Genomic DNA, 16,876 nt, shown 5'->3' with positions numbered 1-16,876 from the left:
CTAGGCGAGGCCTCGCCTTACGCAGGGGCCAAAGTGGAGGAGCGCATGTCTTCAGCTTCAAGGCCCTTCGACTCGGAGGGCAGGGCCTACCACCTGGGCCTCAGGAAGGGCGACGTGCCAAAGTACGTGCTTATGCCAGGCGAGGTTGAGAGGGCCTCAAGGATAGCCTCCTCCTGGGACAGGAGCTGGAGGCTGGCCCAGAGGAGGGAGTACTCAAGCTTCAGGGGCGTTTACAGGGGCGTTGACGTGGCGGTGGTCTCCACGGGCATAGGGGGACCTGCCACCGCCATAGCAGTTGAGGAGCTGCTGGAGCTCGGCGCTGACACGCTGATAAGGGTTGGAAGCACCGGCGCCATACAGGATGACATAGAAGTTGGGGATATAATAATAACCACCGCCGCGGTCAGGATGGACGGCACGAGCTACCAGTACGCCCCGGCCGGCTACCCGGCCTCGGCCAGCTACGAGGTAATCATGGCCTTGGTCGAGGCCGCCGAGAGCCTCGGGGTGAGGTACCACCTTGGCATCACGGCCTCTACTGACAGCTTCTACGTGGGCCAGGGGAGGCCGGGCTACGGGGGTTACATGCCGAGCTGGTCAAGGAACCTCGTGCCTGACCTGAGGCAGATGAGGGTGCTGAACTTTGAGATGGAGAGCGCCACCCTCCTTACCTTAGCAAATATATACGGCTTCAGGGCGGGGGCAGTGCACGCCGTCTACGCCCAGAGGGTTAAGGATGAGTTCGTTGCCCACGCTGGCGAGGAGAACCTGATAAAGGTGGCTGACGAGGCCGTGAGGATACTTCACGAGTGGGACGAGGTTAAGGGGAGGGCCGGGAAGAGGTACTTCTACCCCTCGCTCCTGAGGCCTGGCCCCTGAGCGCCTTTCGGTGCGTTCAAGTTAACAGAAATTTAATGTTTGGAAGTTAAGCCTAGCCTGGGACCTAGCATGGGAGGCCTTCTTGTGAGCTCTGAGGTGGGCAGGCTAAGGGAGGTCTTAATGCACGTGCCCGGCCAGGAGGTGTCTATAGTTAATGAGAGCAACTACCGCCGTTACCTCTTCCGTTCCCCAGTGAACCTGGAGGAGGCCAGGAGGGAGGTAGAGGGCTTAATAGAGGTCTACCGCAAGGAGGGGGTTCAGGTTCACACCGTTGAAGGCCTCACAGACAAGCCAAACGCTATGTACGCCAGGGACCCGTTCTTCATGGGGCCCTCGGGCGCGATAATATCGAGGTTCATGTACGAGGTCCGCAGGGGCGAGGAGAGGGCCTTCAAGGATAAGATAGAGGGCCTCGGCTATCCCATAGTGAAGGTTATGGAGGACGACGAGGTCTTCGAGGGAGGCAACGCCATGATGCTCTCGCCAAAGGTTGCAATAGCCGGCGTGGGCGAGAGGACCAACAGGAAGGGCCTCTGGTCCTTCATAGAGACTGTGAAGTCCATGGGGGTCGAGGAGGTGGTCGAGGTGCAGGTACCTATAAACGTCATTCACATAGACGAGTACATAGCCCAGGTTGACGTGAGGACGATAGTTACAGTGAGGCAGATGTTCCCGTGGGAGGCCATGGACAGGCTGCAGAGGCTTGGGTTTAACGTGCTGCCAATGGAGTACTCCCAGCTGCCCGGCGGCGTGAGCGCGAGGCTGTGCCTTAACATGGTCGCCCTCAGGCCCCTCAAGGTGGTCATGGGCTCTGGGTGCGACCCCGTCAGGAAGGCCCTGGAGTCAGAGGGCGTTGATGTGATAGAGGTCAAGATTGACGAGGTTCTCAAGGGAGGCGGAGGGGTGCACTGCCTAACTGGGGTGCTGAGGAGGGACCAGGTGAGCGAGAGCTGAGCTGCAAGGCAACTCCAGGCGGCTCCTTGGTTCCAAGGATCCAGTAAAGTTAAAATAAGGTGGTGGGCTACCCCTCTGCGAGGAGGCCGGTGGACCCGTAGCTCAGCCAGGACAGAGCGCCGGCCTCCTAAGCCGGTGGTCGGGGGTTCAAATCCCCCCGGGTCCGCCACATCGCTGGGCTCCAGCTGGGTTCTCTATCCTAATACTCCAGGTCCGAAGAGTAATACCAACACTTCATGGTTGTTGCAGGGTAACGCTATGCGGCCCACGTCTGAGAACTAATATATTCAGTGGCTTCATAAAATATACTGTAGGCTTCGTGGTCGGTCGCCTTGGTCTCAAAGGAGCAGGCCGTTAAGCTGATAGATGCAGCGCTCAGGAAGGTGGCCCTGGGTATGGTGGTTAACCTGGACAGCCACTTTTATATGACGCACGGTCGCTCCTTTGCGGAGTCCCTGGTGGAGGACCCCGTTGGCACCTACAGGGAGATGCTGCAGGTGGTGCCGGAGAGCATGGCAAGGACCATGATAAGGATCGCCATAAGGTCCCTCGGCAGCTTCTCGGTAGTTGACATAGAGAAGGCGCTAGAGGCCCTGAAGGAGGGGAACCCAGGGCCCTTTCAGAGCCTTATCGGGGGGGGGGGGGTAGGCTAAGCTCTGTTAAGCGACGCGCGGGCTATCTCGAGGGCCCTCCTGAGGGCGCCGTCCTCGTCCCCCTGCTCCACGAGCCTGTTGAACACCTCGTCCTCGGACACCTTGAAGTAGAGCGGCACCCTGACCTTGGGGTCGCTTACTGACTCCTTGAGCTCCTCCTTAAACTTGCTCATAACGGAGAGGAGCGTCCTGAGGTACCTGTCAGAGCTGAGGCACTCAACTATCCTGTCCCTGGCCCTCCTGGCCGCGACCCCAGAGAGCCCCAGGGAGGTGACGGCAACCTTGAGGCCCTCTATGGGTTCGGCCGTGAACGGGTAGACCACGTTTCCCCTCCTCGCCTCAGTCGCGTTGTTCACGAGGACTCCAAGGCTTAGCGCCCTTGAGGCAAGGTAGTCGTTGAGCTCCATGTCGGAGGTGGCTATAACTACTATGTGGGCCCCCCTTATGAACCTGTCCACGTTGTCGCCGGGCCTCACCTCAGCCTTAACGAGCTCCACCTGGCCCGCCTTGGCGGCAACCTCAAGCTCATGGGAGAACTGGGAGGCGACGACCGTTACCTTGGCCCCCGCTGACGAGAACTCCAGGGCCCTCCTGGTCCCCACGGAGCCCCCGCCAAAGACCACTACCCTGAGGCCGCTGACGTCTATGAAGAGGGGTATGAAGGTCAACCCTGGCCCCTCCTGCGCCACACGTCCAGTGGGTCTATGAAGCAGAGGGGGTCGTCCCCCCAGAAGTCGCCGCTCGCTGCCTCAGCTCTCCCCCTGCTCCCGCCCCCGCATATCAGCTTGAAGGGACAGGGGCCGCACCTGGGCCCCCTGAGGTTCTCGTAGAGCTTTATGAACTTGACCAGCTCCGGGTTGTTATAGCTCAGTATCTCCCTGAGGCTCTGCCTCCTCAGGTCCCCTATGACGTATTCGTCTATGAACTGGCACGGCCTGACCGTGCCGTCCGGGTATATGCTTATGGTCTTCCTCCCGCAGTCCCCCTGCGCACTTATGAGCTTCAGGTAGTCCATGAACTCGTTCCCATCCTTGGCCAGGAGGTCGGCTATGTAAATTCCCGCGAAGTTAGCCCTGACCAGCTCCACCTCCACCTTGCCGGCGTACTCCTTGGCCTTGTCAACTATGGCGTCAACGAACTCCTTGACCTGCTGCGGGCTCGGCAGCTCCGACACTATGTTCCTGGCCCTGCCTATGGAGTCAAGGAGGTAGTAGCTCACCCTGCTGGCCCCCAGCTGGGCCGCGAGGTCAACTACCTTGGGCGCCTCGGAGTAGTTCCACCTGGTGACGGTGGTCCTTATGCCGACGTCAAGGCCCTCCTCTACAGCGTTATGGATCCCCCTCACGGTCATGTTGAAGGCCCCCTGGACCCCCCTGAACTTGTCGTGGGCGTCGGGCCTGAGGCTGTCGAGGGACACCCCCACGTAGCTGAAGTTGAGCTCCTTGAGCCTCCTGGCTACCTCCCTGGTTATCAGGGTGCCGTTGGAGCTCAGGGCCATCTTGGGCCTCCCCCTCTCTGACAGCAGTCTGGCCACGTCCCAGAACTCCGGCTTCAGCAGCGGCTCCCCTCCGCTGAAGATGACCAGGGGTATGCCCAACTCGGCCATCTCCTCGGCCACCTCGAGGAGCCTCCCCCTGCCGAGCTCGTCCTGCCTCGGCGTCGGGCCGGCGTCTATGTAGCAGTGCTCGCACCTCAGGTTGCAGGCGTAAGTTATGTTCCAGAAGACCACGGGCCTGAGCTCCTCGCTGAACCTCGAGGGCGAGCCCTTGCCGTAGTGGCCCTTAATCTTGGTTGAGACGGTCCCCTTCCCAGCGACCATGACGCTTACGGGTATCACCTTACCACACCCGGCTTCAGGTCCCTTATGCTGTAGATTATCCTGTACGACTTAGCCCCGGCGTCCCTGGCTATTATCCTGGCCACCTCCTCCACCAGGTCCCTCCTGACCGCGTGGATCATGGCGTAGCAGGGGTACCTCCAGGCCCCCTCAGGTATCGACGACCTCAGCACCACGTGCGTTGAGTACTCGCTCCTGGCCGCCGCCTCGCAGAGCTCCTCCGGCGAGCCCGAGGGCTCCATGACTACCATGCCGTTCTCCTTGAAGCCTATGGACTCGCCGTCGACCGCCGCCCCTGGGTCCAGGAGGACCCCTGCCTCAAGCAGCCTCGGGATCAGCCTTACAACTTCCTCCTCGCTGAGCCCGCTGAGCTTGGCCGCCGCCGAGTAGGGCCTCGGCTCGAGCGGGAGCGACCTCAGGGCCTCAGGGAGCTTGGGCGAGACGCCCAGCGCCTCAGGCCTTGGGGCCCTGGGAGGCACGACCGCGTACCTGCCGGCCCTCGAGACTCCCCTCACCAGGTCGTACTTGACGCTGAGCTTGTAGGTCCTCACCGAGGTCAGGACTACGTGTCTCGAGGCCCTGCCCACCCGCGCCAGCTCCTCCGCGGCCTTAATTATCTCGTCCATGTTGTCGCGCTTCACCACTATCCACACGTTGTAGTCCGGGTCATCCCTTAGGTACGAGTGGGTGACCAGGGGGTCGACCGCCGTGGCCTTGGCTACGGCGTCCACGTCCTCTGCACTCAGCGCCACCAGCGCGGCGTCCTTGCCCTGCGACCTGAAGTTGTAGTAGAAGCCGACCCTCTTCAGGACCCCCCTGGACCTCAGCAGCCTGAGCTCCTGAAGTAGGGTTCCCTCGTCGACCCCAAGTGATGACGCCACGTCGGCGTAGGGGTCCGCTGAGGTCAGGGGGAAGTTATACTCGAGCTCCATTAAGGCCTTAACCTGGAGGTCCGTGAGGCCGCTCAAGGCGCCATCACCTCCTTGACGTTAACTCCAAGGCTCCCGGGCACGTAGGGGCAGGCGGGGTCCTCACCAAGCGGGTCGCCGCTGTAGGCGAAGGCCCTGGCCCTGCTGCCCCCGCATATCTCCTTGAACTCACAGGAGCCGCACCTCCCCCTGAACGAGGCCTCCCTGAGGCTGACCATCAGCCTTGAGCGCCTGTATATGTCAACAAGCCTCTCCCTTCTAACGTTGCCAACGGGCACCGGCAGGAAGCCGCTGGGGTAAACCATGCCGTCATGTGAGATGAACGCTATGCCCTTGCCGTCCCTCGTGCCGGAGGTCTCAAACCTGGCCTCCTCGCCGGGCTCGCCGAGGAGGGCCCTGAGCTGGCCGGTCAGCCTCAGGTAGAGGTCGCCAAGCTTGACGAGCTTCGAGGGCTCCAGGTTCCTCGAGCGGGCGTAGTTAAGGAGCAGCGAGACCCTCCTAAACATGGGCCCCTCGGACGTCCTGACGTTTATGCCGTACCTGCTGGCCTCGTAGAGGAACGCGCTCACGTCCTCCCACTCCTGCGGCGTCAGGTCCTCCCTGGCCTCAGCCCTGCCAACCGGCACCAGGTAGAAGACCTCCCAGACGTCAACCCCGAGGTCCTTAAGGAGCTTTACCATGCCCGGCAGACCGTCAACCGTGGACCTCATGACTGCTGTGTTGACCTGAACCTTGACGCCCCTCCTTATGAGCTCCCTTATGGCAGTTACGCCGGCCCCCCACGAGCCCTGGTAGCGCCTGACCTTGTCGTGGACCTCCGGGCTCGGGTGGTCTATGCTTATTGAGACGGCCGACACCTTGCCGCTGGCTATCCTGTCCAGGTTATCTAGCAGCGCCCTTGAAGGGCTGGGAGCCATGGCGACCGGTACCCCGAGGCTATGGGCCTCGTCCACGAGCTCCCATATGTCCTCCCTTGAGAGCGGGTCGCCCCCGGTGAACACAAGTATTGGGTAGGGCCTTCCAAACTCCGCCACCTGCCTTACGAGCTCAAGGCCCTCTGCGTGGCTCAGCTCGCCCGGCAGGGGCCTAGTTATGGCCTCTGCCCTGCAGTGTATGCACGCCAGAGGGCAAGCCTTGGTGGTCTCCCAGAAGACCAGCAGAGGCTTCTCCTCGAACGGCCACCTGCCCCTCCTGCTCAAGCGTCGAGTCCCACGGCTGCGGATGCGTATAGGCTATTGATAATTAGTATATGCACGCAAGGACCTCAGGACCTCATGGACTTAATCCTCGACGCTATGGCTTTGAGGGTCTCCTGCCTCCCCATTTTCTTGTCAACTATGACCCTTCCCCTGATCTCATACCACAGCCTGGGGTAGCTGGCCTCGTCAAAGGCCGGGTTGAGGCCCAGGTCCCTCGCGGCCTTAACGATCTCCTGCACGCTGGGGGACTTGACGCAGGCGTCGAGCGACAGCCTCCTGCCCAGCGACCTGGGGTAGTTGCAGTCAAGGAACACGGGCCATATTACCATCTTTCCCTCGAAGTCCTCCTTTGGCATGAGTCGCACCGTCAGCTGGCCGTCTGGACCCTCTGGACCCTGAGCTTTGCTATCTCCTTCTTAAGCCAGGCCTCGAGGAGGGGGCACGTGGACGGGTCGTAGTAGCCCCCAGCGCCGCACTCGCTGAGGCGAGGGCACGCGGCGCAGGGTATGTCTAGGATGCTGCTCACGTCAACCTTTATTGAGAACGTTGGGGCGCCGGCCTTCACGGCGTAAAGCTTGTACGTCCTCCTGCCGTTTACGGTGACCTCCTCGCGCCTCACGACACCCCTGCGAATAAGCCTCAGGACGAGCCTTGAGCCCTCCCTGCTTGAAATGCCCAGGGTCTTCCAGAGCTCGCTCTGAAGGACGCCGTCCTTGTACTGACGTAGTATGTCAATGGCTCTCTCCTCTAGGTCGCCGTTCTCCTTGTCAGACATAGCTATCACCTTGTTAGTAGCTGTTCGGTGAAGTCCACTAATTTTAAGTAAGCTTGAGAGAGCTTAATAAGTTTCTTGACAGAAAAGTAAGCCTTCAAGGCTCACTGCCTCGAGTACCTGCCCATGAGCAGGGAGTAGCCGAGCACCTTGCCCCTCATGGCGTTCAGAAGGGACGACGCGGTCACAGGCGATCTTAACGTGAGCTGCGCCGACAGCGCGTGGAGGGCGAAGTAATACCTGTGAGGCCCGTGCCCCCTGGGAGGGCATGGGCCGCCGTAGCCCACGTCGCCAAAGTCGTTAAGGCCCTGGACCCCCACCCCTGGGATCTCCCTCGCGCCGCTTGAGCCTACGCCCTCCTCTAGCCTCGTCAGCGTTGGAGGCATGTTGTAGATGACCCAGTGTATGAAGGTGTTGGCGGGGGCGTCCGGGTCATACATTATTAGGGCAAGGCTTTTGGTGCCCTGCGGCGGCGAGGACCAGCTGAGCGGCGGGCTTATATCCTCACCGTCACAGGTGTACTTGACGGGTATGACTTCACCCTCCTTAAAGGCCTCACTGAAGAGCTGGAACTGGGCTCCTTCACGGAGCACGTATTCCTTAGCCAACCAGGTGCACACCTTTTAAACTGTAGGCCCTGGGAGGGCTTTAACTGTTAGCCAGTTGAGCTTCTCGGAGGTCGGCTGAGACAGGTTACATCATCGCCCAGCTCAGCCCCGTGGTGTCCTCATCCCAACGTTACAGCGACCCCAGCGTTTATATGCGGTCCTCGCAGGGGAGGAGAACTTATTAGTCCACGTCATTTTTAAGGAGCAGGGCTAGCCCTTGTGCGGCATAATAGGCGCCACGGCCAACTGCTCTGATGTCGTGCCTCTCATAATAAGGGGCCTCCAGAGGCTTGAGTACAGGGGCTACGACAGCGTCGGCATAGCGGTTGTCGGCAACAACGAGCTGGCCGTGAGGAAGGGGGCCGGCGAGCTGGAGGTCGTTAGGAGGAGGCTCTCCCTTGATGAGATGAGGGGGCTCACGGGCATAGGCCACACGAGGTGGGCAACCCATGGACCGCCAAACGACGTCAACGCTCACCCCCACACTGACTGCACAGGAACTATAGCGATAGTTCACAACGGCGTCATAAGGAACTACGCCTCCCTCAAGGAGGAGCTCCTGGCGAGGGGGCACAGGATAAGGAGCGACACCGACACGGAGCTGGTGGCGCACCTTATAGAGGAGGGGGTGAAGGAGGGCAAGGACTTCGTCTCAGCGCTGGCCCAGGCCCTGAGCAGGGTTGAGGGCACCTACGCCTTTGCCATAGTGAACTCAAGGGAGCCCGACAGGGTCTACTTCGCCAAGAACAGGAGCCCCCTCTTGGTGGGGGTGGGCGATAAGGTGAAGGCCGTGGCAAGCGACGTGCCCGCGCTGCTGGACATCACCAGGGACATAGTCTTCCTCGAGGACGGCGAGTTCGGCTACGTCACGCCGAGGGAGGTCGTCATCTACAGGCTAACGCCTTCAGGCTACGAGAGGCTCAGCGACGAGGAGGTAAGGTCAAGGGTTAGACACGTTGACATAAGCCCTGAGGCGGCCAGCAAGGGAGGGTATCCGCACTTCATGATAAAGGAGATTTACGAGCAGCCCCAGGCCGTCAGGGACACCTACGAGGGGAACGTTGAGGACCCAGCGCTCGGGAGGGTGAGCTCCGCCATATTGAGCGCCAACAAGGTGATAGTGGTTGCCGCCGGGACGAGCTATCACGCAGGGCTCGTGTTCTCCTCCCTGCTGGCAAGGAGGGCTGGAATTCTGGCCCACACCATAATCTCCTCAGAGCTGCCCTACCTGGTTGACAGCATAGACGGCGGGGACCTGGTCATAGCCGTGAGCCAGAGCGGCGAGACTTATGACACTCTTGAGGCGGTGAGGAAGGCCAAGGAGAGGGGGGCCGCGGTGGTTGGCGTGACCAACGTGCTCGGCAGCGCCCTTGACAGGGAGTCCCAGCTCAGGCTCTACACCAGGGCTGGCCCGGAGATAGGCGTAGCGGCCACCAAGACGTTCCTGTCGCAGGTGATGTTACTCGAGCTCCTCTCAATAAGGGCCGGGGAGGCCTCGGGGAGGCTCAGGCCCTCCGAGGCTAACGAGCTGCTCAGGGCCCTCAGGGAGGTGCCGCAGGTCTTGGCTAACACGCTCGAGGCCTCAGACCCCGTCGCCACGGCCCTCTCCAAGGGGCTCTCGGGGAGCGCCTACATACTGGGCAGGGGGCTCGGGGCCGCCATAGCCAGGGAGGGCGCGCTCAAGGTAAAGGAGATAGCCTACGTGCACGCCGAGGCCTACCCGGCGGGCGAGAGCAAGCACGGCCCCATAGCCTTGGTGGAGAGGGGCTTCCCCGTATTCATAGTTGCCACCTCAGACGCCAGGGAGGTGGCGGGCAACGCCGTTGAGATGGCGGCCAGGGGGGCGAGGGTCTACGTCGTGAAGCCGGCGGACCTTGGACTTGAGCTTGAGGGGCGCGAGTCTATAACTAGGATTGACATGCCTCCATCGTCTGGGGTGCTGGAGCTAGAGCCCTTCATACTGACCCCGCTGTTCCAGCTGCTCTCCTACAGGGTAGCTGTCAGCAGGGGCTACAACCCTGACAAGCCGAGGAACCTGGCCAAGACCGTCACGGTGGAGTGATGGCCATGATAGGGTTTGTCCTAGCCGGGGGCTACGGCAAGAGGCTCCTGCCCTTAACTTCCAGGACTCCGAAGCCCTTCATGCAGCTGCTGGGGAGGCAGCTGATAGACTACAGCCTAGACATGCTGAGGGAGGCGGGCGTAGACGACGTTGTAATAATTGCGACCCAGGGCTTCTCCGGCATGGCCTCCGCGGGCCGCGAGGGCGTCAGGGTAGTTGAGCAGAGGGGCCTTGACATTCAGGGGGCCCTGAGGACTGCCTACGAGGAGGCGGTCTCCTCAAAGGAGAGGGAGGCCATAGTCGTCTACACTGGCTTCCTGGCGAGCCCAAACACCATAGCAAAGCTCGCGGTGGAGTATTACCAGACCAGCGGCTTCCCGGTAGTCCTTGCGCTGGCCTCGGCCGCCACGGGGCTAGAGACCTACGGCTTCGTGACAGTTGACTACAGGGGCGCCGTGAGGGACTTCATGTGGGAGTCGCAGGAGGCCAACAGGTGGGGCATGGGGAGGGGATACGTCTTCGGCGGCGTCATGGTCAGCGACGTGGAGGAGCTGGAGGAAGCTTCAAGGAGGCCCTTCGCGGAGTCCATGAAGTCCATGGCAAAGCAGGGCGTGCTGGGAGGGGTCCAGTGGCCCGGCAGGTGGGTTGAGATAGGCTACCCCTGGGACATACTTGAGGCTATAAACATGCTGCTCGACGGCGCTGGGACCAGGATAGCCAGAGGCGCCAGGGTTTCAAGGTCGGCCGTAGTGGGCGATAACGTGATAGTTGACGAGGGCGCCGTGATAGAGGACGGGGCAGTGGTGAAGGGGCCCGCCTACATAGGCAGGGACGTGAGGGTTATGAGCGGCGCCGTGGTGGAGGGCTTCTCCTCTATAGAGCAGGGCTCGGTGATAGAAGAGAACGCCATTGTTGACAGGAGCTATGTTGGCGTCGGCGTGAGGGTAGGGGCCCTGTCCGAGGTCAGGGGCTCCGTGGTCGGCGAGGGCGCGGTGGTAGGCCCTGGGGCCCACCTGGTCGACGGCTACCCTGAGAGGCTACCGGAGAGGCTCAGGTGGCTCGCAGAGTACCTGGGCGAGAAGGTCAAGCTGGGCGCCGTCGTGTCGCCAGGCCACGAGGTCCAGTGCTGTACCGTCAGCGGCAAGGGGGCGGTGCTGCCCTGAGCTAAGGCTAAATTCCTACTCAAGGCCCAGGCAGTGGGATGGCGCCTGCGCCTGCCAAGGCTCACGCACGAGGAACTGCTCCTGGTGCTCACCGGCTCACTCTCGGGCATAATATTTGGGTCAACGACGCTGGCCCTCCCCCTCTACCTGAAGTCGCTCGGGCTTGACTCGTTTCAGGTGGGCCTCCTGGTCGGTGGCTACGTCCTGGTGGGCTCCACGACGGGCCTCCTGGTGTCCGCCCTGGCGGACGCCTACGGCAGGAAGAGGTTCTTCATAGTTGGGAGGCTCGTGTCAGCCGCCGCATACCTTCTGCTGTTCCTTGGCGTGTCGGCGGCCGCCCTCCTCATCTTTGGCCTCGGGGGAGGCTCCCTTCAGGCCCTCATGGCAGAGAAGTCAAGGGATATAGACAGAAACATGAGCCTGATGTCGTCACTGTCAACGGCCTTCGCTATCGTGGGGGCCTCCATGCCTTGGGCCGTCGGCCTCAGGAACACTATGCTCGCGGACTCGCTAACTGTGATGGCAACGGCCGCGCTGGTGGCCCCGGTGAGGGAGGGCTACAGGGGCACGGGCAGGATCACCCTCAGGCTCGGCTCAATAAGGAACATAGCCAGGCTCTCAACGGACGCCCTGATAGGGCTTGGGGCGGGCCTCATACTCCCCCTCATGTCCCTCTGGTTTAACCTAAGGTTTCACGCCACGGCTGCAACGCTCTCCCCCGTCTACATGATGGCCGACGCGACGCTGGCCCTAGCGTCAATAGGGGCCCCCGCCCTGGCCAAGACCATGGGCAGGGTGAGGGCCATAGTTTTAACTCACGCCATAGGAATAGCGCTCCTGATAGCCCTGCCCTTCTCGAGCTCCCTCTACGAGGCCGCGGCAATATTTGTGGCCCGCAACGCCGCTATGAACATGGCTAACCCCCTCTTCATGTCGCTCGTGGTCACCATGGTTCCGGAGGAGGAGAGGGCCAGGGGCTCGAGCCTGATCAACCTGATAGACGGCCTTCCGAGGTCCATGGGTCCATGGCTTACCGGCTACATATACTCTGTGGGAAACCTGACGCTGCCGTTCTTCATAACTGCAGCGCTTTACAGCGCTGCGACGGCGGCCTTTTACGTGCTGTTCAGGAACGTGAGGTGATCAGAAGGGGGACTTGCCAGAGGCTATGGCCCTGGCGGCGTCAAGGGCGAAGTAAGTTATTATCATGTCGGCCCCCGCCCTCCTTATGGCGTAGAGCGCCTCCATCATGGCAGCAACGCCGTCTATGAGGCCCTGCCTCGCAGCCGCCTTTATCATGGCGTACTCGCCGCTGACGTTATACGCCGCCAGGGGCACGTCTGGGTAGGTCCTCTTGACGAGGCTTATGACGTCGAGGTACATGAGGGCCGGCTTGACCATAACTATGTCGGCCCCCTCCTCAAGGTCCAGCCTGACCTCCTTTATGGCCTCCCTGGCGTTGCGCGGGTCCATCTGGTAGCTCTTCCTGTCGCCGAACCTCGGGGCCGAGTCCACGGCCTCCCTGAAGGGGCCGTACATGGAGCTCGCGTACTTGGCCGAGTAGGCCATTATGCCCACGTCTGTGAAGCCCGCGGTGTCAAGGGCCTCCCTTATGGCCCTGACCTGGCCGTCCATCATGCCTGAGGGGGCTATGAAGTCAGCCCCTGCCTGCGCCTGCGACACGGCTATCTTCTGGTAGACCTTAAGGGTTGAGTCGTTGTCAATTACTGTGCCCCTCCTCGAGTTCACTGGGATGCCGCAGTGCCCGTGCGAGGTGTACTCGCATATGCAGAGGTCCGTCATGAGCACGGGCTCCCAACCCACCTCGGACCTTATGGTCCTTAGGGCCCTCTGCACAGGGCCGTCCTCAGCGAAGGCCCTTGAGCCCACCTCGTCCTTGGTGGACGGGACCCCGAAGATCAGGAACGACTTTACGCCGACCTCCATGGCGGCATTGACCAGGTTTATGAGTTCTTTTGAGTCAGGCGGGTACGTGGTGTAGCCTTCAAGGCCGGGCGTTGGAATTGGCGACTTCAGGTTCTCGTCCACGAAGAGCGGCATTATGAACCTAGAGGGCGAGAGGTCGACCTCAGCTATTAGCGACCTGAGGGCGCTGGAGGACCTCAGCCTCCTCGGCCTTATCCTTGGGAAGCCGGTCAAGGCCTCCTTCCCCTCAGGCCTATCATAGAGTTGTACCTGTTCATAAGCTCTTTAGCTAGCTCCGCCCTGGACTCAGGGCTCTCCCTAAGGTATGAGAATATTGGGAACATGGTCTTCTTCACGGTGCTGTTCAGCGCCGTTAAGACCGCCTGGTAGGGGTCCTGGCCCCCAGCTATGTTCTTAGCCGTCAGCTTAGCCTCCTCGTCAACTATGACGCTTATGACCCTCATTATTGACGAAATTGCCCTGTCCACGGCCTTCCTGAGTATCATCTGCTGAAGGCTCTCAAGCTCCTCCTCTATAATGCTCTCGGCCCTGGGGACCTCCGAGAGCCTCGCGGAGAGGTTCGCGTTTACAAACTCCTTGATTTCATCGATGCCCACGTGGAAGAGGGGCGACGCAGGAGGAGTCGAGATGTCCACGACGAGGCCTGACCTCATCGCGGCCACCTCAAGCTCAGGCCTCATGCCGCCCTTTATGGCCACGAGCATCACGTCAAAGGGGGCCAGCGAGGGCAGCTGCTGAAGGGTGGTTATCTCAACTTTGGCCTGCTGGCAGAGGCTTCCCAGGGCCCTGGCCTTCTCAGGGCTCCTGTCGGCTATAACCAGGGAGGAGGGCCTCCACTTAGAGCAGACCTGCTGAAGCATCTCGCTCGCTGCCATGCCAGCGCCGACCACTGCAACCCTCCTGCCGTCAAGCCCTCCCAGCCTGGCCGCGGCCACCTCAACCGCCGCCCTCGGGTACCCGAGGACGCCCCTTGATATGTTAGTGGAGCTCCTCACCCTGGCGCCGGCTGAGATGGCGCTGTGGAACACCGTGTCCAGGAGCTCGCTGCTGTAGCCGGCCCTCCTGGAGTACACCCAGGCGTCCCTGACCTGGCCAAGCACCTCGTCCTCGCCAAGTATTGCGGACTCGAGGCCTGAGGCGACGCGGAGGAGGTGCCTGGCCGCGTCAACTCCTGTCAGGTGGACGTGGCACCCGAGCATCTCGCTAATTACGCTGTCAGCCCTGTCGTGGGCGGGCGAGTCCAGGTACACCTCAAAGCGGTTGCACGTGGAGAGCACCACGACGCCGCGGGACAGGGGCAGCAGCTCCTGGTAGGCCCTTTCTACAAGCCTTCCGGCGTGCGAGGAGATGCTGAGGAAGCACGAGTCCCTGAATGTGACCCCGTACATCTCCAGCGAGCTTATGTCTAGGCTCTCCTGGTCCTCCAAGAGCGACGCCAAGGGTTCCTATGGGCAGGTCCCAATAAGGGCCTTGCATATGCCTGCGGCCCAACTAGACTAAACTAGTATATACATGTCTATTTTAAACATATACTGCAGCTGAAAAGATTGACCTGCTTTGCTCTATGTAGTCTATCATGATCCTGGAGGCGACGATTCAAAACTGGTAGAGATGGTCAGGCAGGTAGAGGGCGCCCTCCTCGTCAAGGTCTCGGAGGCCGCGTCAATAAGTCCGTCAGCTGATGACAACGTGGTCCTCCTGATGCCAATGAGGGGAGGGCACTCAAGGGAGGTCATGGAGGTCGCCGCGAGGTCAGGGGCCTCGTGGAGGGGCACGATACCGCCCGAGCTGACCGCGTCAGCGATAGCCAGGGCCGCCAGGGAGGCCGGGTGCTCCAGCGTCAGGCTCTACTTCTGGCCGGCCAAGAGGTTCCTTGAGGACCAGCTCGACGACGTGGGAAGGATAGCGGCTATGATAACGCTCAGCGGGCTGACCGTTGTTAATGACGGCTGCGCGGACTGCATAGCCCCCCTCGCGCTCCTCCCGGGCAAGATAGTCAGCGAGGCCGAGGAGGCGGCCAAGGCCTGCGGCTCAAGGGCCCTGGGCCCACTCATTGACGTGGCATTTGTTGAGATTAGGGAGTGGCTCAGGGAGCTCAGCAGGGGCCTCACGCTTAAAAGTTAGCCAAAGTATAGCTTCAGGGGCACTCAAGCGTGAGCGTGGAGTGGGACAAGGAGAGGCTCAAGCTGCTCGAGGAGTTGAGGTCCAAGGGGGTCAACCCCTACCCTCACAAGTACCCTATAACGCACACCATCAGGCAGATAAAGGACCTGGCGGCCTCAAGGGGCGACATGCCTCACGAGCCCTTCCTCAGGGACATCTCAACAGCTGGGAGGGTGGCCAACATAAGGAGGCACGGCAAGGCGTCCTTCGTTGACATCTTTGACGAGGGCGAGAGGCTGCAGCTTTACCTGAGGGTTAACGAGCTCGGGGACAGGTACAAGGAGTTCCTCTATTATGTGGGAAGGGGCGACATAATTGGGGTCAGGGGGGACCTCTTCTACACCATGAAGGGGGAGCTGTCGCTCCTGGTTAAGGACTACCAGCTGCTGGCCAAGGCGCTGATAGAGCCGCCTGACTGGACCAAGCTGAGCCCGGAGTTCAGGTACGCCCACAGGTACGTTGACTTCCTTTACAACGAGCAGGCCAGGAGGGCCATGGAGGTGAGGTTTAACACGATTAAGGAGATCAGGCAGTACCTCTACTCCAAGGGCTTCGTTGAGGTCGAGACGCCCGTGCTCCAGCCGGTCTACGGCGGCGCCCTGGCTAAGCCCTTCATGACCCACGTGAACGCCCTTGACGAGGACTGGTACCTCAGGATATCGCTGGAGCTCTACCTCAAGAGGTTCATAGTGGGAGGCTTTGACAAGGTCTTTGAGATAGGGAAGGTGTTCAGGAACGAGGACATAGACGTCACCCACAACCCGGAGTTCACCATGATGGAGCTGTACTGGGCCTACGCAGACTACAACGACATAATGGACCTGACCGAGGACATGATAAGGACGGTGGCAGCCAAGGTGCTCGGGACCACCCAGCTGAGGATACCCATGCCTGACGGCAGCGTGGCCGAGGTAGACGTGGGCCAGAGGTTCAGGAGGGAGACAATGTTCGACCTCCTCTCGGAGGCTCTGGGCAAGAACATAGAGGAGGTGAGCGACGACGAGATGAAGAGGATGCTCGACCAGATGGGCCTGGTGCCCAGGGGAGGGGTGTACTCAAGGGGCCTTATGGTAGAGAAGCTGTTCGACAAGCTAGTCACGCCCAAGCTTATACAGCCCACGTTCGTGCTGGACTACCCCATTGAGACCACCCCGCTCTGCAAGCCCCACAGGTCGAAGCCGGGGCTCGTCGAGAGGTTCGAGCTCTACGTGGCTGGCGTGGAGCTGGCAAACGCCTACACGGAGCTAAATGACCCCGTGCTCCAGGACAGGCTCTTCAAGGAGGAGCAGGAGATGAGGAAGAGGGGCGACCTGGAGGCGCACCCCTACGACGTCGACTTCGTCAGGGCCCTCAGCTACGGCATGCCCCCCACCGGCGGCCTGGGCGTGGGCATCGACAGGCTCGTCATGATGTTCACAGGCGTGAGCAGCATAAAGGAGGTCCTGCCGTTCCCCATGGTAAGCGCTAAGCTGGTCCAGGGGGGCTGACCCTCACGGCGTAGTTAGTTGGCCGGCGCCGGTTTCAAGCTTATATATCTTGTCCCCGTCTTTTCCCTTGGTGGGCCCGTAGTCCAGTCTGGCAGGATGCGGGGTACGCCAATGCCGAGGACTTGGCGCCCGACTCGGGTCCCTGTGGTCGGGGGTTCAAATCCCCCCGGGCCCACCAGTTGCTTCTGAAGAAAAGGCGGAGGAGGTTCTATCGATAAGGGTC

The 16,876-nt window shown here is 61.2% G+C and carries 17 protein-coding genes and 2 tRNA genes; 10 read left to right on the top strand and 9 right to left on the bottom strand.

Translation table 11 applies throughout. The features are described 5' to 3' along the window. The first annotated feature begins 33 nt into the window (after positions 1 to 33). The 4 genes from udp to ACZ5OO_RS04735 all read left to right on the top strand — a co-directional run bounded on the left by udp (position 34) and on the right by ACZ5OO_RS04735 (position 2,486). On the top strand, positions 34 to 879 hold the full coding sequence (gene udp, locus ACZ5OO_RS04750; RefSeq protein ID WP_013266037.1) for a uridine phosphorylase: 846 nt from the start codon (positions 34 to 36) through the stop codon (positions 877 to 879). Positions 880 to 963: 84 nt separating this feature from the next. Beyond that, on the top strand, positions 964 to 1,833 hold the full coding sequence (locus ACZ5OO_RS04745; RefSeq protein ID WP_464077952.1) for a dimethylarginine dimethylaminohydrolase family protein: 870 nt from the start codon (positions 964 to 966) through the stop codon (positions 1,831 to 1,833). A gap of 91 nt (positions 1,834 to 1,924) precedes the next feature. Next, positions 1,925 to 2,002, top strand: a tRNA-Arg gene (locus tag ACZ5OO_RS04740). Positions 2,003 to 2,165: 163 nt separating this feature from the next. After that, the gene (locus ACZ5OO_RS04735) at positions 2,166 to 2,486 is read left to right on the top strand and encodes a hypothetical protein (RefSeq protein ID WP_013266035.1); all 321 of its coding nucleotides are present in this window, start codon (positions 2,166 to 2,168) and stop codon (positions 2,484 to 2,486) included. Here the strand turns inward: ACZ5OO_RS04735 and ACZ5OO_RS04730 are convergent. The 7 genes from ACZ5OO_RS04730 to ACZ5OO_RS04700 form a co-directional block, all read right to left on the bottom strand. Continuing rightward, positions 2,483 to 3,154 (bottom strand): precorrin-2 dehydrogenase/sirohydrochlorin ferrochelatase family protein, encoded by a 672-nt coding sequence (locus ACZ5OO_RS04730; RefSeq protein ID WP_013266034.1) that lies wholly within the window; start codon positions 3,152 to 3,154, stop codon positions 2,483 to 2,485. The genes ACZ5OO_RS04735 and ACZ5OO_RS04730 overlap by 4 nt on opposite strands. Continuing rightward, entirely contained in the window at positions 3,151 to 4,323 is a 1,173-nt protein-coding gene (locus ACZ5OO_RS04725) for a radical SAM protein (RefSeq protein WP_464077951.1), read from the bottom strand. Before ACZ5OO_RS04725 ends, ACZ5OO_RS04730 begins: the two co-directional genes overlap by 4 nt. After that, positions 4,320 to 5,291 (bottom strand): Lrp/AsnC family transcriptional regulator, encoded by a 972-nt coding sequence (locus ACZ5OO_RS04720; protein ID WP_464077950.1) that lies wholly within the window; start codon positions 5,289 to 5,291, stop codon positions 4,320 to 4,322. Before ACZ5OO_RS04720 ends, ACZ5OO_RS04725 begins: the two co-directional genes overlap by 4 nt. Further along, positions 5,288 to 6,451 (bottom strand): TIGR04053 family radical SAM/SPASM domain-containing protein, encoded by a 1,164-nt coding sequence (locus ACZ5OO_RS04715; RefSeq protein ID WP_464077949.1) that lies wholly within the window; start codon positions 6,449 to 6,451, stop codon positions 5,288 to 5,290. The genes ACZ5OO_RS04720 and ACZ5OO_RS04715 overlap by 4 nt, the downstream gene beginning before the upstream one ends. Before the next feature lie 65 nt (positions 6,452 to 6,516). Then, positions 6,517 to 6,807 carry a signal recognition particle subunit SRP19/SEC65 family protein gene (locus ACZ5OO_RS04710; RefSeq protein ID WP_013266030.1) on the bottom strand — a complete coding sequence of 97 codons (291 nt, stop codon included), beginning with the start codon at positions 6,805 to 6,807 and terminating at the stop codon, positions 6,517 to 6,519. Between the two features lie 11 nt (positions 6,808 to 6,818). Beyond that, positions 6,819 to 7,226 carry a helix-turn-helix transcriptional regulator gene (locus ACZ5OO_RS04705; RefSeq protein ID WP_048812924.1) on the bottom strand — a complete coding sequence of 136 codons (408 nt, stop codon included), beginning with the start codon at positions 7,224 to 7,226 and terminating at the stop codon, positions 6,819 to 6,821. 101 nt (positions 7,227 to 7,327) lie between these two features. Next, the gene (locus ACZ5OO_RS04700) at positions 7,328 to 7,831 is read right to left on the bottom strand and encodes a YbhB/YbcL family Raf kinase inhibitor-like protein (RefSeq protein ID WP_464077948.1); all 504 of its coding nucleotides are present in this window, start codon (positions 7,829 to 7,831) and stop codon (positions 7,328 to 7,330) included. Positions 7,832 to 8,048: 217 nt separating this feature from the next. Between ACZ5OO_RS04700 and glmS the strand changes: the two genes are divergently transcribed. From glmS to ACZ5OO_RS04685, 3 genes are read left to right on the top strand one after another with little or no spacing between them, the layout of a single operon-like run. Then, entirely contained in the window at positions 8,049 to 9,893 is a 1,845-nt protein-coding gene (gene glmS, locus ACZ5OO_RS04695; protein ID WP_013266027.1) for a glutamine--fructose-6-phosphate transaminase (isomerizing), read from the top strand. Further along, positions 9,893 to 11,056 (top strand): sugar phosphate nucleotidyltransferase, encoded by a 1,164-nt coding sequence (locus ACZ5OO_RS04690; protein ID WP_464077947.1) that lies wholly within the window; start codon positions 9,893 to 9,895, stop codon positions 11,054 to 11,056. The genes glmS and ACZ5OO_RS04690 overlap by 1 nt, the downstream gene beginning before the upstream one ends. Before the next feature lie 33 nt (positions 11,057 to 11,089). Beyond that, positions 11,090 to 12,199, top strand: a complete 1,110-nt coding sequence (locus tag ACZ5OO_RS04685) for an MFS transporter (RefSeq protein WP_464077946.1) — start codon at positions 11,090 to 11,092, stop codon at positions 12,197 to 12,199. Here ACZ5OO_RS04685 and hemB read toward each other — a convergent pair whose 3' ends face one another. Then, positions 12,200 to 13,216, bottom strand: a complete 1,017-nt coding sequence (gene hemB / locus ACZ5OO_RS04680; RefSeq protein WP_013266024.1) for a porphobilinogen synthase — start codon at positions 13,214 to 13,216, stop codon at positions 12,200 to 12,202. After that, positions 13,213 to 14,430, bottom strand: a complete 1,218-nt coding sequence (locus ACZ5OO_RS04675) for a glutamyl-tRNA reductase (protein WP_464077945.1) — start codon at positions 14,428 to 14,430, stop codon at positions 13,213 to 13,215. The genes hemB and ACZ5OO_RS04675 overlap by 4 nt, the downstream gene beginning before the upstream one ends. A gap of 130 nt (positions 14,431 to 14,560) precedes the next feature. Between ACZ5OO_RS04675 and ACZ5OO_RS04670 the strand changes: the two genes are divergently transcribed. The 3 genes from ACZ5OO_RS04670 to ACZ5OO_RS04660 all read left to right on the top strand — a co-directional run bounded on the left by ACZ5OO_RS04670 (position 14,561) and on the right by ACZ5OO_RS04660 (position 16,831). Next, positions 14,561 to 15,127, top strand: a complete 567-nt coding sequence (locus ACZ5OO_RS04670; RefSeq protein WP_464077944.1) for a hypothetical protein — start codon at positions 14,561 to 14,563, stop codon at positions 15,125 to 15,127. Between the two features lie 35 nt (positions 15,128 to 15,162). After that, positions 15,163 to 16,653, top strand: coding sequence for a lysine--tRNA ligase (gene lysS, locus ACZ5OO_RS04665; protein WP_464078559.1), 1,491 nt, complete (start codon positions 15,163 to 15,165; stop codon positions 16,651 to 16,653). A gap of 72 nt (positions 16,654 to 16,725) precedes the next feature. Then, positions 16,726 to 16,831, top strand: a tRNA-Pro gene (locus ACZ5OO_RS04660). The last annotated feature ends 45 nt before the right edge of the window (positions 16,832 to 16,876 follow it).

This window comes from Acidilobus aceticus (assembly GCF_055392325.1).
This window is presented reverse-complemented; position numbering and strand designations above follow the sequence as displayed.

What these genes read in the sequence shown, in the direction of transcription:
- ACZ5OO_RS04705 (WP_048812924.1), bottom strand. Translation starts at nt 7,226, where the DNA reads ATGTCTGACAAGGAGAACGGCGACCTAGAGGAGAGAGCCATTGACATA.
- ACZ5OO_RS04710 (WP_013266030.1), bottom strand. Translation starts at nt 6,807, where the DNA reads ATGCCAAAGGAGGACTTCGAGGGAAAGATGGTAATATGGCCCGTGTTC.
- ACZ5OO_RS04690 (WP_464077947.1), top strand. Translation starts at nt 9,893, where the DNA reads ATGGCCATGATAGGGTTTGTCCTAGCCGGGGGCTACGGCAAGAGGCTC.